Origin of the sequence: Arthrobacter hankyongi (genome assembly GCF_022012395.1) — a bacterium.
GTDB classification, from domain to species: Bacteria; Actinomycetota; Actinomycetes; order Actinomycetales; family Micrococcaceae; genus Crystallibacter; species Crystallibacter hankyongi.
Genome location: NZ_JAKLTQ010000013.1, coordinates 1 through 15,615 on the forward strand (window position 1 = coordinate 1; position 15,615 = coordinate 15,615).

A 15,615-nucleotide genomic window follows, 5' to 3' on the forward strand; every position below is an offset into this window, starting at 1 on the left:
TGCCCAAGGTAGCCTGAGCACAACCGCACAAATTGCACCCACCGATTGAGTCCGCCTAGGGAATTCGCAGAGCTTGAAGCCTAAAGCAGGGCGGCGCGGAACGGGCGGCGCGGCACGGAGGGCTGGACCTGGGGCGGGCCTGCCTACCGGGCCTCGCAGATCGCCTTGATCTCGGCGATGCACGGCTCGTTCTGCAGCGAGGTGGTGTCGCCCAGGGTGCTGCCCTCGAACAGCTGGGTCAGCAGCCGGCGCATGATCTTGCCGGAGCGGGTCTTGGGCACGTCCGGGACGAACACGATCTCGCGCGGCTTGGCGATCGGGCCGATCTGCACCGCGACGTGCTCGCGCAGGGCGGCCACGGTCGCCGCAACCCGCTCTGCGGGCGCATCCGGGCCGATCAGCGACTTATCCAGCGGCACCACGAACGCGGTGGCGGCGTGGCCGGTCTTGGCATCGAACGTCGGGCACACACCCGCCTCCACCACGGCCGGATGGGAGACCAGCGCGGACTCGATCTCGATGGTGGAGAGCCGGTGCCCGGAGATGTTGATGACGTCGTCCACCCGGCCCAGGATCCACACGTCCCCGTCCGCGTCGAAGCGGGCGCCGTCCCCGGCCAGGAACCAGCCCTGTTCGGCATACTTGCGCCAGTAGGAGTCCAGGTAGCGCTGCGGGTTGCCCCACACGGTGCGGGCCATCGCCGGGCCGGTCTTGGTGACCACGATGTAGCCCTGCACGTTGGCAGGCACGGTGCTGCCGGCGTCGTCGACAATGTCCACGGCCAGGCCCGGCAGGGCCCGGGTGGCGCAGCCGGGCTTGAACGCTGCGTCGTCCTGGCGCGGCGAGAGCACGGTGGCGCCGGTCTCGGACTGCCACCAGGTGTCCACCATCGGCACGCCGCCGGACGTGTCGCGGCCGACCTGGCTGCGCAGCCACTTCCACGCCTCCGGGTTCACCGCCTCGCCGACGGTGCCGCAAAGCCGGATCGAGGACAGGTCGTGCTCCGCCGGAATGCCCTCGGGGAACCAGCCCATCAGCGAGCGGACCAGGGTGGGCGCCGTGTAGTACGAGGTCACCTTGTAGCGTTCGATCACCTCGAAGTGCCGGCCCGGATGCGGGGTGTTCGGCGTGCCCTCGTAGATGACCTGGGTGACGCCGTTGGAGAGCGGGCCGTAGATCTCGTAGGTGTGCGCGGTGACCCAGGCCAGGTCGGCGGTGCACCAGTGCACGTCCTGCTCCCGCCGGGCCGGATCCGGGTGCGAGAAGAGGAATTCGTGGCTCCAGGAGGCCTGCGTCAGGTAGCCGCCCGAGGTATGCACCAGGCCCTTGGGCTGGCCGGTGGTGCCGGAGGTGTACATGATGAACAGCGGGGTTTCGGCGTCGAACGCCTCCGGTTCGTGCACGTCCGGGGCGGGGCCGACGACGTCGTCCCACCACAGGTCCCGGCCCTCGACCCAGTTGACGTCCTTGTGGCCGGTGCGGTTGATGACCAGCACGTGTTCGATGGCGTTGTCCCCGGAGACCGCCTCGTCCGCGTTGGCCTTGACCGGGACGGCCGTTCCGCGGCGGAACTGGCCGTCGGTGGTGACCAGCAGCTTGGCGCGGGTGTCCTCGACGCGGAACTTCAGTGCCTCGGCCGAGAAGCCGCCGAAGACCAGCGAGTGCACGGCGCCGATCCGGGCGCAGGCCAGCGTGATGACAATCGTCTCGACGATCACCGGCAGGTAGATGATCACCCGGTCGCCCTTGCCGATGCCCAGGGCGAGCAGCGCGTTGGCGGCCTTGGCGACTTCCTTCTGCAGGTCCGCGTAGGTGACGGCGCGTCGGTCGCCCGGTTCGCCCTCGAAATACAGGGCAACCTTGTCCCCGCGGCCGGCGGCCACATGGCGGTCCACGCAGTTGTAGGCCACGTTGAGCTTGCCGCCGGCGAACCACTCGATCCGGGGAATCGTGTACTCGGCGTCTTCGTCGGACACTTCGGGGCCGCTCAGCCGGCGGGCCGGCTCGAAGGTGTGCGCGGTGTGCCACGGTTCGGCCCAGTCCAGCCGGCGGGCCGCGTCCTCCCAGAACGCAATGCGTGCCGCCTCGTCCGGTGTCTGAACCTCTGCCGCTGCTTCGATGCCGGCAATTGCGCCCATGTGTATTCGACCGCCCATTTCCTCTAGCCGTTGACTGTGTCCCGAAGCTGCCGGTGAAGCAGTCGGTCCCTGCGCGCGGGCCGCAGAAGGGCCCGCCGCGGCGGCCGGAAAGTCTCCATCGATCCTGGCGGTAGCACCCTCGCTCCCAAGGGGAGGGGTTGCTGCGGCGTCGCGGAGCCAGGTCTCTTAGCCGCTCGGGATGGTTCCCTCAAGGAAACGGCATGCTGCGGCCGATGGTCAAACCGGTTCCTCACGCACCGTAACAAACGGCCGGTCCGCGTATAGCAGGATAGAGGGTGTGCCGGCCCGGTGTTCCCCGGGGCGGCCGGCAACGGGCTGGAGGGTGCGGATGGGCAGGGGGCAGTCCGGAATTTTCCGCGCCGGGGAAATCGGGGGACAACGACGCCGGTGACCGCCCTCCAGTATCTCTCCGTCGTGGTCCTGACCGCCTTGGGCGGCTTCGACCCCGCGCCGGCGCTGATCGCGGCGGCCGCCCTGGCCGCCGGCTTCCGGCGCCGGCACGTGCTGGGGTTCGCGGCCCTGCTCATTGGCGGCACCGCCGCGTGGGGCCTGGTGCTCACCGTGATCGGCGGCGCGCGCCTGGGCCGCGTGGACTGGCATGCCCTCGCCCGGGGCGGGGCCGTAGCCGCCTGGGTGGAGCTCGCCCTCGGACTCGGCGGCTGGGCCCTGTACCGGGCGCTGCGCCGGCGCCGCCCGGAGTCCAGCCGCGAGGTCCGCTCGCCCTGGGGGCTGTACGCGACGGCAGCGGGCTTCGTGGCCATCGTGGTCTTTGACCTGCCGTTCGACGTTATGGTGGTGGCCTCGGCCGGGCAGCCGCCGGTGCTGGCCGTCCCGGGCTGGGTGGCGTGGGCAGCGCTGTCCCAGGCCCCGCTGACCCTCCTGGGGGTGGCCGTGGCCGCGGGCCGGCACCGCAGCGCCGTAGCCCGCCTGAACCGGATCTGGTCCCGGTTCGCCCCGGTGGCGGGCACCGTGGCGACGGCGTGCCTGGCTGTAGCCGCGCTGGTGCTGCTCGCCGACGCCGCGCAGTTCCTGGTCCGGGGACACTTCCTGGTGCCGTAGGGGTCTGGCACTGTTCCGCATCCCGTGCGCTCTCTAGGCTGGCGGTATGGCACATGTCAATGATCCCGAAGTCATCCGGCGGCTGCTCACCACGCCGGCGCGCTGGGCCGTCGTCGGGCTCTCCGCGAACCCGCACCGGGTCGCCCCCGGCGTCGCCCGCTTCCTGCGCGACGGTCTCGGGATGGAAATCGTTCCGGTGAACCTCAGGGGCGAGGAGTTCGACGGGGAGGTCGGCTACCGGACGCTGGCGGAGATTCCGGGCGGCGTCGACGTGGTGGACTGCTTCGTGAACTCACAGAAGGTCGGTCCGGTCGTGGACCAGGCGATCGAGGCCGGCGCGAAAGCCGTCTGGCTGCAGCTGGGCGTGGTGGACGAAGCGGCGGCCGCACGCGCCGCGGCGGCCGGGCTCGACGTCGTGATGGACACCTGCCCGGCGATCGAGGCCCCGCGGATGGGACTTTAGCGCGCATACCCTACGGCACGGCGCCGGTGCGCCCGCTTTTTGTGGCGCCGCGTGACTTGTTTTGAAATGTGACGCAAACTGTTTCCCACTCCGGTCCCGGCCCGGGCAGACTGGCTGCGTAACCATCCAGAGCGGCTGAGAGACCTGGCTCCGTGACGCCGCAGCAACCGCCCCCTTGCGGGGAAGACGGTGCTAATGCCAGGGCCGATGGAGTCTGCCCAAGCCCTCCCGTTGGTCCCTGCCGTGCCCTGCGCGGCCGGCCCGGCTGTGCCTGCGGCATTCCTCGGTCATGACCGAGAGGAGCCTTCGATGGCTATTCAGGAATCCGAGGGGTCCCGTGCCCCGCGCCGCGTCCGCCGGCTGCAGGCCGCAGCGCTGCTGGGGGCCGCCGCGCTGCTGCTGACCGCCTGCGGCGGCAACGCCGGCGGTACCACCCAGTCCGCGGCCGGCAGCAGCGAGCCGGTGAAGGGCGGCACCCTGGTGTACGCCGAGGTCACGCCGATCAACAATTTCCAGACCCAGTCCGCGCGGTTCTACGAGAAGGCCAACGTACTCAACAGCGTGCTGGACCGGCTGACCTATTTCGACGCCGAGTCCGGCAAGCTGGTGCCGTGGATCGCCTCCTCCTTCAAGGCCAACGGGGACAACACCGAGTTCACCTTCGACCTGAAGCCGGGCGTGACCTTCAGCGACGGCACGAAGCTGGACGCCGCCGCCGTCAAGGCCAACCTGGACGCGCTGGGCAAGGGTGTCGAGAAGGCGCAGATCCAGCCGAACGTGGACTTCTCCGCGTACAAGTCCGCCGAGGTGGTGGACCAGGACACCGTGAAGGTGCAGCTGAAGAGCGCCGACGCCAACTTCCTGCGCGCCACCTCGTCGGTGGCCGCCGGTCTGGTCTCGCCCAAGACGCTGGAGCTGGACAACGCCGGGCAGTCGGACATCAAGCAGATCTCCGGTTCCGGCCCGTTCGTCTACGAGTCCGAAAAGCCGGACGAGGAGGTTGTGCTGGCCAAGCGCGCCGACTACAAGTGGGCGCCGGAGACCGCCAAGAACCAGGGCGCCGCCTACCTGGACAAGGTCGTGGTGAAGTACCTGCCCGAGGTCGCCCACCGGGCCGGCGCCGTGCAGAGCGGCCAGGTGGACCTGGTCCGCGGCCTGCAGCCGGCCGACGAAGCCGCCGTCGCCAGCAGCGGCAACCAGGTGCTGCCGGCACCGGGCATCGACCTGACCGCCAACACGGCGGCGGTGCGCATTGGCAGCGGCAAGCTCGCCGACGAGAAGGTGCGCCGGGCCCTGCAGGTCGGCATCGACCGGCAGGCGCTGAAGGACACCGTGCTCTCGGACAGCTACCAGATCGCCGGCTCCATCCTCAACCACAAGGCCCCCGGCTTCGTGGACCTCTCGGCCGACCTGGCCTACAACCCGGAGCAGGCCAAGAAGCTGCTGGACGAGGCCGGCTGGGTCCCGGGCGCGGACGGCATCCGGGCCAAGGACGGCCGGAAGCTGGAAGTCACCGTCACCACCTCGAACAACTCGGTGGTGATCAAGCCGGCGTTCGAGCTGATCGAGCAGCAGTGGCGGGCGATCGGCGTTAAGCTGGTCAACCGGGCGGCCGACAACACCTTCCTGGCCACCGCGCTGCAGGACCCCAAGGTCGAGTTCTTCGGCACCCGCCAGTTCGCCTACGGCGGCCTGGGCCCGGTCTTCGGCCCGGAGACCAACACCCAGACGCTGAACGCCGACAAGGAGCTTAACGCGCTGTTCGCCGACGAGCGTGCCGCCGCCGACGCGGACAAGCACAAGGAACTGGTGGCCGAGGAACAGCGCGCGCTGGTCACGGACAAGGCCCTGGCCCTGGTGCTGTGGGACGAGGTCCAGGTCTACGGCGCTCACGAGGGCACCCACGTCGAGTTCACCTCCGGCACCGCGCCGATCTTCCAGGGTGCCTGGAAGGCCAACGGGTAGGTAAGGCCATGGGACGCTACGTCGCACTACGGATCGGGCAGGCGCTGCTCGTTGTCTGGCTGGCCTACACCGTCATCTTCCTCGCCGTGCAGCTGTTGCCCGGCGACCCGGTGACGATCTTCCTGAGCACGGATGCCGCCGTGGACCAGGCCACCATCGACAACATGAAGCGCCAGTACGGCTACGACCAGCCGCTGCCGGTCCAGTACTTCGCCCAGCTGGGCGGCCTGCTCCACGGCGACGTCGGCTACTCCCTGGCCTCGGGGGAACCGGTGGCCGCGCGCATCGGCGGGGTCATCGGTTCCACCCTCGCGCTGGCGTTGTCCGCCTTCGCCACCGCCGTCGGGCTCGCCCTGGCGGTGGTGGCGGCGGCCACGCTGACCCGCTCGGCGGCGCTGCGGAAGCTGCTGACCAACCTGCCGCCGCTGTTCGCTGCCGTGCCGGTGTTCTGGCTGGGGCTGGTGCTGCTGGAGCTGCTCTCCATCCGCTGGGGCGTAATGTCCCTGTTCCCGGACGGGTCCTTCCTGTCCCTGGCGGTGCCGGTGTTCGTCCTCGGCGTGCACGTTTCGGCCCCGATCGCCCAGGTGCTGCTCAAGAGCATCGACACGGTCTACAACCAGCCGTTCATCGATGTGCTGCGGGCCAAGGGCGCCTCGGCCGCCTGGATCTTCTTCCACCATGCGCTGAAGAATGCGGCCGGGCCGGCGGCGACGATCACCGGCATCACCGTCGGGACGCTGCTGGCCGGCTCGGTCATCACCGAGACCGTCTTCGCCCGCTCCGGCCTCGGCGCCGTGGTGCTGCAGGCGGTGACCACCCAGGATGTGCCGCTGGTGCAGGGGCTGGTGCTGCTGACCGCCACCGTCTTCGTCGCCGTCAACCTCCTCGTGGACCTGCTCTACCCGCTGCTTGATCCGCGCATCCTCAAATCCAACGGCCAGGGCTCCCCGCGGGCCCTGGGCGTCTGAGCGAAGCGAGCCCGCCATGACCCTGCAGTTCAACGAAACAGAAACAACAACGACGACGACGGCGGGTCCCGTCCGCGGCGCCGCCCGCCGTGCCGGCGCCGGCCGCGCCCGTCTGTGGCTGACCGCGGTACCCCTGCTGCTGGTGCTGTGCTGGGCCCTGTTCCCGGCCCTGTTCAGCTGGCAGGACCCGATCGCCGGGGTCGGCGCCGAGAAGTTCCAGCCGCCCAGCGGCGGACACTGGTTCGGCACCGACCACCTCGGCCGCGATGTCTACACCCGGGTGGTGCACGGCACCTCGCAGACCCTGCTGACCGCCGGGCTCGCCGTGCTGGTCGGCCTGGTCGCGGGCACCGCCGTCGGCCTGGCCGCTGCCACCGCCGGGCGCGCCGCCGACGCGGCGACCATGCGGCTGGTCGACGTGCTGCTGGCCGTACCCGGCTTCCTGATCTCGCTGATCGTGGTCACCGCGTTCGAACCGGGGCCGGTCTCCCTCGGCGTCGGGGTGGGGATCGCCTCGATCGCCTCCTTCGCCCGCGTGGTCCGGTCCGAGGTGCTGCGCGTGCGCAACCTGGACTTCGTCGAGGCGGCCTTCCTCAGCGGCGGCACCTACCGCACCGTGATCCTGCGGCACATCCTGCCCAACGCCACCGGGCCGGTGCTGGCGCTGCTGGCGGTGGACCTGGGCGCCGCCATCCTGGCCATCTCCGGCCTCGGCTTCCTCGGCTTCGGCGCCCCGCCGCCGACGCCGGAGTGGGGCCTGCTGATCGCCGAAGGCCGCCAGTACCTGGGCAGCGCCTGGTGGATGACCAGCCTGCCGGGCCTGGTCATTGTCGCCACCGTCGTCCTGCTGGCCGGGCTCGGCCGCCAGCTGCTGAAAATTTTCCGGTTCTAGGAGGACCCATGGGCACCATCACCACCGAGCCGGCCGCCCCGCTGCTGGCCGTGCGCGGGCTGCGCGTCGAGTACGAACCCGGTCGCGCCGCCGTCGACGGCGTCGACCTGGACCTGAAGCCGGGGGAGATCGTGGCGCTGGTCGGCGAGTCCGGCTCGGGCAAGACCACGCTGGCCAGGTCCATCCTCGGCCTGCTGCCGGCCACCGCCCGGATTGCCGCCGGCAGCATCGACTTCGACGGCACGGACCTGGCCGGGCTGACCGAGAAGCAGCTGACCCGGATCCGCGGCCGGCGGATCGGGCTGGTGCCGCAGGACCCGGGTGCCTCACTGGACCCGGTCCGGACCATCGGCTCCCAGGTGGCCGAGGTGTTCCGGCTGCACCGGGACGGGCGCCGCCGGACCCGGCGCGAACTGCGCGCCGAGGTCATCCGGCTGCTCACCATGGTGGGGATCGACCGCCCCGAGGAGCGGCTGCGGCAGTACCCGCACGAACTCTCCGGCGGCCTGAAGCAGCGCGTGCTGATCGCCATCGGGTTCAGCCTGCGCCCGCAGGTGCTGATCGCCGACGAGCCGACGTCGGCGCTGGACGTCACCGTCCAGCGCACCGTGCTGGAGGTCTTCGACCGGCTGGCCAAGGAATTCGGCACCGCGGTCGTGTTCGTCACCCATGACCTGGCCGTCGCCACCGACCATGCGGACCGCATTGTGGTGATGCGCGGCGGGCGCATCCGCGAGGACCGCGCCGTGGCCGAGATCCTCAGCCGGCCCGAGGACGAGTACACCGTGCGGCTGTTGGCGGAGGCGGCCCCGGCCCGCGCCGCTGCCCCGGCCGCGTCCGCGGAGGAGGGCGGGCCGGCCCCGGCCTTCGCCCTCGAGGCGCGCGGGCTGGTGAAGGTCTTCGGCCGCGGCGGCATCGAACATCGCGCCGTCGATGCGGTGTCCTTCGGCGTCCGGCCGGGCACCACCTTCTCGCTCGTGGGCGAGTCCGGGTCCGGGAAGTCCACCACCGCCCGCATGCTGATGCGGCTGCTGGACCCGACCGAGGGCAGCGTCCTGGTCGACGGGCGCGACGTGACCGGGCTGGACGGGCGCGGCAAACGCGACCTGTGGCGCACCCTGCAGCTGGTCTACCAGAACCCGGACTCGGCGCTGGACCCGCGGCTGCGGATCCGCGACATCATCGCCGAACCGCTGCTGAACTTCGGCCTGGGCGACCGGGCCGCCCGGCGGGAGCGGGTGGCCGAACTGCTCGAACAGGTCAACCTGCCCGACCATGCCGCCGCAGCCCGCCCGATGGAGCTCTCCGGCGGTCAGCGCCAGCGCGTGGCCATCGCCCGCGCGCTGGCGCTGGGCGCGAAGGCGCTGGTCCTGGACGAGGCCCTCTCCGCGCTGGACGTGCTGACCCAGGCCCAGATCCTGGCCCTGCTCCAGGAACTGCAGCGCGAACTGAAGCTGACCTACCTGTTCATCTCGCACGACCTGCACGTGGTCGAACGCATCTCCGACCAGGTCGGCGTCATGCGCGGCGGCCGGCTGGTCGAGACCGGGCCGACCGCCGGCATCTTCGGCGACCCGCAGCACGAATACACCCGTCTGCTGCTGGATTCCAACCCGGGCCACCGGCTGCGCGGCCTCGCCGGCGCCACCAACCATTGAAAGGACCACGTATGAGCACCACCGTCACCGAACCGGCCACCCGCCCCGCCGCAGCACCCGATGAGGCCCGCTACGCCGCCCTGGCCCAACGCTTCCGCCCGGTCTTCGCGCGCATCGCCGCCGGTGCGCTGGAGCGCGAGCAGCAGCGCATCCTGCCGCACGAGCAGGTCCGCTGGCTCAAGGAGGCCGGCTTCACCACACTGCGGCTGCCGGCCGAATTCGGCGGCGACCCGGTCAGCCACGAGCACCTGTTCCGGCTGCTGATCGAGCTGGCCGAGGCCGATTCCAACGTCAGCCACCTGCTGCGCTCGCACTTCTCCTTCGTGGAGACCATCGCCCTGCAGCCTCGCGCCTTCCAGCAGCGCTGGTTCCCGCGCGTAGCGGCCGGCGAGATCTTCGGCAACGCCGCCACCGAGCGCGGCGGCAACGCACTGGGCAGCACGCAGACCAAGCTGCGCCTGGTGGACGGCCGCTGGCTGCTGGCCGGGGAGAAGTACTACACCACCGGCTCGATCTTCGCCGACTGGGTGGTGGTCATGGCCAGCACCGAGGGCGTGGAGGGCCGCCAGTACGCGCTGGTCCGCACGGACGATCCGCGCGTGCGGATCCTCGATGACTGGGACGGCTTCGGCCAGCCGTTGACCGGCACCGGCACCGCGGTGTTCGACGACGTCGAGGTGGCCGCCGAGGACATCATCGCGCGCAAGGTCTCCAGCACGCTGGAGCCGGCCTTCTTCCAGCTGTGCCTGCTGGCCGTGCTGGTGGGCATCGGCCGGGCCGCGCTGAATGACGCCGCCGGGCTGGTCCGCCACCGCACCCGCACCTTCAACACCGGCTCCGGCCAGCTGTTCCGCGACGACCCGCTGATCCAGGAGCACGTGGGACTGCTGGCGGCCAAGGTGTACGCCGCCGAGGCGGTGGTCACCGCCGCCGCCCGCGACCTGGATGCCGCCGTCGACCCGCAGTTGGGGCTCGACGCCGAGGCCGCCTTCCTGCGTGCCGAGCTCGGCGTGCAGCAGGCCCACGTCACGGTGCCCTCGCTGGTGCTTGCCGCCACCGGCGAGCTGTTCGACGTCACCGGTGCCTCGGCGACCAGCCGCGGCAAGGCCCTGGACCGGCACTGGCGCAACGCCCGGACGGTGGCCACCCACAATCCGGTCGCGTTCAAGGCCCGCTCGGTGGGCGACTTCCACATCAACGGCACCATCCCCACCGGGCTGAACAGCATCGGCGAGGCCCCGGCGTCGCACGCCGGACGTGACGGGGGAGCGGCCTGATGGCGGACGCACGGCCCCGGCTGCTGCTCAGCGCCTTCCTGATGAACACCTCCAGCCACATCCTCGGCGGGCAGTGGCGGCATCCGGAGGCGCAGCAGCACCGCTTCCACGAGCTGCCGTTGTGGACCGACCTGGCCCGGCAGCTGGAGGACGCCAAGTTCGACGCGATGTTCTTCGCCGACGTCGTCGGCCTCTACGGCAACCACGAGGGCGGCTGGGCCTCGCTGGTGCGCAAGGGCATGCAGGTCCCGGCGCACGATCCGCTGGTGCTGTGCTCGGCGCTGGCCGCGGTGACCCGCGAGATCGGCCTGGCCATGACCAGTTCCGTGATCCAGTCCGACCCGTTCCAGCTGGCCCGCCAACTCTCCACCCTGGACCACCTGAGCGGCGGCCGGGCGGCCTGGAACATCGTCACCAGCGTGCTGGAGAACTCGCACCGGAACTTCGGCGCCGACGGGCTGGCCGCGCACGACGACCGCTACGACTGGGCCGACGAATACGTGGAGGCCGCCTACAAGCTCTGGGAAGGCTCCTGGGCGGACGATGCGGTGCTGGCCGACAAGGCCAGCGGCATCTACGCCGACCCGGCGAAGGTGCACAAGATCCACCACCGCGGGGCGCGCTACTCGATCGAGGGCCCGCACCTGGCCATTCCCAGCCCGCAGCGCACGCCGTTCCTGTTCCAGGCCGGCAGCTCCACCCGCGGCCGGCGCTTCGCCGCGGCCAACGCCGAGGCGACCTTCCTCTTCGCCCCGCACACCGACTACGTGCGCAAGCAGGCCGCGGCGGTCCGCGCGCTGGAGGCGGAAGCGGGCCGGACGCCGGGCGACGTGAAGATCTTCGCCGGGCTGTCCTTCGTCGTCGGCAGCACCGAGGCCGAGGTCCGGCGCAAGGAGGCCGAGTACGACGAGTACCTGGACCTGCACGCGATCATCGCCCACATCGGCGGCGGCATCGGCGTCGACCTCGGCGGCCTGCCGCTGGACACGCCGCTGGGCGAGGTGGCCACCGAAGGCGCCCGGGGCGTGCTGGAGGCCGCGATCGCCTCGGTGCCCGGCGGCAAGCCGACCATCGGGGACCTGGCCCGCTACCGGGCCAAGGCCCAGCAGATCGCCGGCACCCCGGAGCAGATCGTGGATGAGCTTCAGCGCTGGCAGGACGCGGGGATCGACGGCGTCAACGTGATGAACCAGATCCTGCCCGGCTCCTACACCGATTTCATCGAGGGGGTGCTGCCCGAACTGCGCCGGCGGGGCCTGGCCCAGACCGAGTACCGTCCGGGCACGCTGCGCGAGAAAGTCTTCGGCCGCGGGCCGCTGCTGGAGGACTCCCACCCGGCGGCCAGGTTCCGCGGGGCCTTCGGCCAGTACGCTGCCGCCGCCACCGAACGGCCGCCGGCAGCCGCCGGAGCGGGTTACCGACTGTGACATCGGATTTCGTGTCCGCCCCGGTCAGGGTGTCCAATGAAGAGGTAACCATCCCGAGCGGCTGAGAGACCTGGCTCTGTGACGCCGCAGCAACCCCCTCCTTCACCGGAGCAAGGGTGCTACTGCCAGGACCGATGGAGAAGCACGAACTTTTCGTTGGTCACCGCGGCACCTTCGGGTGCCGCGGAACCGGCGTGCAGGCTCTTCACGGTCGGATCAAGAGGAGTCTGACATGACAGCAGCGGCAGCCCAGCGCCACGTCCGTTTCAACGCCTTCGACATGAACTGCGTCGGGCACCAGTCCCCGGGCCTGTGGCGCCACCCGCAGGACAAGTCCGCCGACTACAACACCATCGGCTACTGGACCCATCTGGCCAAGGTGCTGGAGAAGGGCCTGTTCGACGGGCTGTTCATCGCCGACGTGCTGGGCACCTACGACGTCTTCGGCGGCACCAACGAGGTGCCGCTGCGCACCGCCGCCCAGGTCCCGGTCAACGATCCGTTCCTGCTGGTCTCGGCGATGGCCGCGGTCACCGAGAACCTCGGCTTCGGCGTCACCGCGGGCACCGCCTACGAGCACCCGTACCCGTTCTCCCGCCGGCTGGCCACCCTGGACCACCTGACCAACGGCCGCGTCGGCTGGAACGTGGTCACCGGCTACCTGCCCTCGGCCGCGCGCAACATGGGCCAGGAGGACCAGCTCGAGCACGACGAGCGCTACAACCACGCGGACGAGTACATGGAGGTCGTCTACAAGCTCCTCGAGGGCTCCTGGGAGGACGACGCCGTGGTCAAGGACCGCGAGCGCGGGATCTTCACCGACCCGGCCAAGGTCCACGAGATCCGCCACGAGGGCAAGTACTTCAAGGTTCCCGGCATCGCGATCACCGAGCCGAGCCCGCAGCGCACCCCGGTGATCTTCCAGGCCGGCGCCTCCCCGCGCGGGATGAAGTTCGCCGCGCAGAACGCCGAGGCCGTCTTCGTCACCTGCCCGACGAAGGAAATGCTCGCCGCCACGGTGAAGAAGATCCGCGACGCGGCCGAGGCAGCCGGGCGCGACCGCTACGACATCCGCATCTACACCATGCAGACCGTGGTGACCGGCCCGGACAGCGCCACCGCGCAGGCGAAGTTCGAGGACTACAAGTCCTACGCCGACATCGACGGCGCGCTGGCCCTGATCTCCGGCTGGATGGGCGTGGACCTGTCCACCTACGGCCCGGACGACGTGATCGGTGACAACGTGAAGTCCAACGCCATCCAGTCCTCGGTGGAGACCTTCCAGAAGGCGTCCGGCGACACCGGCAAGCCGTGGACGATCCGCCAGCTGGCCGAATGGGTCGGCGTCGGCGGTTTCGGCCCGATCACCGTCGGTTCCGGTGCCGAGGTGGCCGCCAAGCTCGTCGAGTGGGTCGAGGAGACCGACGTCGACGGCTTCAACCTGGCCTACGCGATCACCCCGGGCACGTTCGAGGACATCGTCGAGTTCGTGGTGCCCGAGCTGCAGAAGCTGGGCGCCTACCCGACCGAGTACGCCCCGGGCACGCTGCGGAACAAGCTGTTCGGCCGCGGCGACAAGCTGCCCGAGAACCACCGCGCCGCCAACTACCGCCTCGAGGCCCTGGCGAAGCTCTAACGGCACCCCGGCTCCGGGCCCGCTTACATCTTGCCGTAGCGGGCCCGGGCGCCCAGGTACAGGCCGTAGCAGATCAGTCCCAGCGCCACCACAATCAGCGCGGCGTCGCCGAAGGGCTGGTCCCGCAGCCCCTTGAGCGCGCCGTCCAGCCCGGTCGCCTGGGCCGGATCGTGCCTGACGGCGGCCACCGCGAAGAGGATGCCCAGCACGACCAGGGCCAGTCCCTTGCCGATGTAGCCGGCCGTTCCGGTCCAGGTCACGGCCCGGCCCAGGGTCCCGGCCGGCAGCTGCCGCAGGTCGTCACGGAACTTACCCCGTGCACCCTTGACTACGTAAAAGACGCCGGCGGCCGCGATCCCGGCGCCGACCAGGAACAGCAGCACCGCGCCTGCGGGCGCCTGCATCAGGGCCGTGCTGGCGTCCTGGGTCTTTTCCCCGCTGTCGGTGCCGCCGCCCAGGGCAAAGCTGCCGAAGGTCGCGGCCAGTAGGGCGAAGACGACGGCGAGGCCCGCCGACTTGACCCGGTACTTCAGCCGGTCCCGGCCCTCGAACCGTCTGCCGCCGAAGACCGCCTCGCTGACCTGCCACAGCGCCAGCGCGGCCCCCGCGGCCAAACCGGCCCACAACAGGACCACGCCGCCCGGGGTTGCGGCCAGCTGGCCGACGGCGCCGGACTGGTCCGCCTCGCCGGCGTGGCCGAAGGCCAGCCGGAGCGCGATGTAGCCGATGAGCAGGTGCAGCAGGCCATTGGCCGCCCAGCCGCACCGGGCCACGGCCTGGAAGGCCTTGGACTGCTTGGCCCGCTCTGCCGCGCCCGAGACCTCGCGGGCTGCCTGCATGCCCCGCCCTTCGGCACCCTCCGTGGCATCGTCCACGCCGATCCTCCATCCGCCTGCCGCTGTTGTCCCCGCGGCACCATCGTCCCACTTCAACGTCCCGCTGGACAGCCGGTCCGGGTACCGGCCGGCACGGTGCGGGAGTACCCTCGAACTGTGGACGGATCCTCCCTTCGCTCGTTCTGCCTGTCGCTGCCGGGCGCCTTCGAGGACTTTCCCTTCGGCCCGGACGCCTCGGTCTTCAAGGTCCGGGCGGGGGCCTCGGCCGCGCGCATGTTCGCCCTGTCCGACCTGGGTGCCGAGCCATTGAGCGTGAGCCTGAAGTGCGAGCCGGCCCTGGCCCAGCAGCTGCGTGCGGCCCATCCGGAAATTACCGGCGCGTACCACATGAACAAGACCCACTGGAACGGGGTGCGGCTGGACGGGAAGCTGCCCGACGGCATGGTCCGTGACCTGATCGAAGACTCCTACGACCTGGTGGTCGCCGGCCTGCCGCGGCAGGACCGCGAGGCCCTGGGCTGGCAGCGGCTGGCCGAGGAGGGCCGGTGATTCCCCAGGAACGGCTGAACGAACTGTGGGATTCCTCGGATCCGCACGGCACCGAGCAGCGGCTGCGGGACGCGGACACCAACCAGTTCGCGCTGCGCTCGGACCGGAACGAACTGGCCACCCAGATCGCCCGCGCGCTGGGGCTGCAGGGCCGCCACGACGAGGCCCTGGACATGCTGGCGCGGATCGACGACGACGCTCCGGTGGTGCGGCTGCGGGTGCTGCTCGAGCGCGGCCGGATCCTGCATGCCCTGGGCAGGCACAGCCAGGCCCTGCCCCTGTTCGAGGAGGCAGCCCGCCGGGCCGGGGACTTCGGCCATGACTTCCTGGCGGTGGACGCGCTGTCCATGGCGGCGCTGGCGGACCCGCACCGGGCCGGGGAGCATACCGCTGCGGCGCTGGCCGTCCTGTACCGCTCGGACGACGAGCGGGTGCGCCGGCTGGCCATCGGACTGTATGCGAACCTAGGCCAGGTACTGCTGGACAAGCACGACTACGTCGGCGCCCACGAGCAGTTCCAGCTGGCCGAGGACGCGGCCCGCGCCCACGGCGGCGAGGACGAGCTGCACCGGGCCCGCTGGGCGGTGGCGCGCAGCCTGCGCGCGCTGGGCCGGCATGACGAGGCGCTGGCCATCCTGCACCACCTGGCCGAAGCCCGCCCGGATGATCCGGACGTGCAGGAGGAACTCCGCCTCCAGGAGCACCACCCCTCCTAACCGACCTGAC

The 15,615-nt window shown here is 70.9% G+C and carries 13 protein-coding genes and 3 riboswitches; of the genes, 11 read left to right on the forward strand and 2 right to left on the reverse strand.

Translation table 11 applies throughout. The annotated features are described in order from the left end of the window. Positions 1 to 143: 143 nt before the first annotated feature. On the reverse strand, positions 144 to 2,138 hold the full coding sequence (acs, locus tag LVY72_RS15620; protein WP_237822528.1) for an acetate--CoA ligase: 1,995 nt from the start codon (positions 2,136 to 2,138) through the stop codon (positions 144 to 146). 112 nt (positions 2,139 to 2,250) lie between these two features. After that, positions 2,251 to 2,344, reverse strand: a riboswitch (SAM riboswitch). A gap of 202 nt (positions 2,345 to 2,546) precedes the next feature. Between acs and LVY72_RS15625 the strand changes: the two genes are divergently transcribed. The 9 genes from LVY72_RS15625 (at position 2,547) to LVY72_RS15665 (ending at position 13,504) form a co-directional block, all read left to right on the forward strand. Beyond that, positions 2,547 to 3,218 (forward strand): hypothetical protein, encoded by a 672-nt coding sequence (locus LVY72_RS15625; protein ID WP_237822530.1) that lies wholly within the window; start codon positions 2,547 to 2,549, stop codon positions 3,216 to 3,218. A 46-nt stretch (positions 3,219 to 3,264) separates the two neighbouring features. After that, entirely contained in the window at positions 3,265 to 3,681 is a 417-nt protein-coding gene (locus LVY72_RS15630) for a CoA-binding protein (RefSeq protein ID WP_237822533.1), read from the forward strand. A 119-nt stretch (positions 3,682 to 3,800) separates the two neighbouring features. Further along, positions 3,801 to 3,895, forward strand: a riboswitch (SAM riboswitch). A gap of 95 nt (positions 3,896 to 3,990) precedes the next feature. Further along, on the forward strand, positions 3,991 to 5,646 hold the full coding sequence (locus LVY72_RS15635; RefSeq protein WP_237822535.1) for an ABC transporter substrate-binding protein: 1,656 nt from the start codon (positions 3,991 to 3,993) through the stop codon (positions 5,644 to 5,646). Positions 5,647 to 5,654: 8 nt separating this feature from the next. Next, complete coding sequence (locus tag LVY72_RS15640; protein ID WP_237822537.1) at positions 5,655 to 6,614, forward strand: ABC transporter permease; 960 nt, start codon at positions 5,655 to 5,657, stop codon at positions 6,612 to 6,614. A gap of 16 nt (positions 6,615 to 6,630) precedes the next feature. Then, on the forward strand, positions 6,631 to 7,506 hold the full coding sequence (locus tag LVY72_RS15645; protein ID WP_237822539.1) for an ABC transporter permease: 876 nt from the start codon (positions 6,631 to 6,633) through the stop codon (positions 7,504 to 7,506). Positions 7,507 to 7,514: 8 nt separating this feature from the next. Next, a complete protein-coding gene (locus LVY72_RS15650) occupies positions 7,515 to 9,164 on the forward strand; it encodes an ABC transporter ATP-binding protein (RefSeq protein WP_237822541.1) in 1,650 nt (549 codons plus the stop codon). A gap of 11 nt (positions 9,165 to 9,175) precedes the next feature. After that, positions 9,176 to 10,441 (forward strand): acyl-CoA dehydrogenase family protein, encoded by a 1,266-nt coding sequence (locus LVY72_RS15655; RefSeq protein ID WP_237822543.1) that lies wholly within the window; start codon positions 9,176 to 9,178, stop codon positions 10,439 to 10,441. Then, complete coding sequence (locus LVY72_RS15660; protein ID WP_237822546.1) at positions 10,441 to 11,868, forward strand: NtaA/DmoA family FMN-dependent monooxygenase; 1,428 nt, start codon at positions 10,441 to 10,443, stop codon at positions 11,866 to 11,868. The genes LVY72_RS15655 and LVY72_RS15660 overlap by 1 nt, the downstream gene beginning before the upstream one ends. A 45-nt stretch (positions 11,869 to 11,913) precedes the next feature. Further along, positions 11,914 to 12,009, forward strand: a riboswitch (SAM riboswitch). 91 nt (positions 12,010 to 12,100) lie between these two features. Continuing rightward, positions 12,101 to 13,504 carry an LLM class flavin-dependent oxidoreductase gene (locus tag LVY72_RS15665; protein WP_237822548.1) on the forward strand — a complete coding sequence of 468 codons (1,404 nt, stop codon included), beginning with the start codon at positions 12,101 to 12,103 and terminating at the stop codon, positions 13,502 to 13,504. 23 nt (positions 13,505 to 13,527) lie between these two features. On the opposite strand, the gene LVY72_RS15670 is transcribed toward LVY72_RS15665, so the two are convergent. Further along, complete coding sequence (locus LVY72_RS15670; RefSeq protein WP_237822550.1) at positions 13,528 to 14,379, reverse strand: DUF1206 domain-containing protein; 852 nt, start codon at positions 14,377 to 14,379, stop codon at positions 13,528 to 13,530. Between the two features lie 117 nt (positions 14,380 to 14,496). Between LVY72_RS15670 and LVY72_RS15675 the strand changes: the two genes are divergently transcribed. Continuing rightward, positions 14,497 to 14,889, forward strand: coding sequence for an MmcQ/YjbR family DNA-binding protein (locus tag LVY72_RS15675; protein ID WP_237822552.1), 393 nt, complete (start codon positions 14,497 to 14,499; stop codon positions 14,887 to 14,889). Continuing rightward, complete coding sequence (locus LVY72_RS15680; protein ID WP_237822553.1) at positions 14,886 to 15,605, forward strand: tetratricopeptide repeat protein; 720 nt, start codon at positions 14,886 to 14,888, stop codon at positions 15,603 to 15,605. The genes LVY72_RS15675 and LVY72_RS15680 overlap by 4 nt, the downstream gene beginning before the upstream one ends. Positions 15,606 to 15,615: the final 10 nt, after the last annotated feature.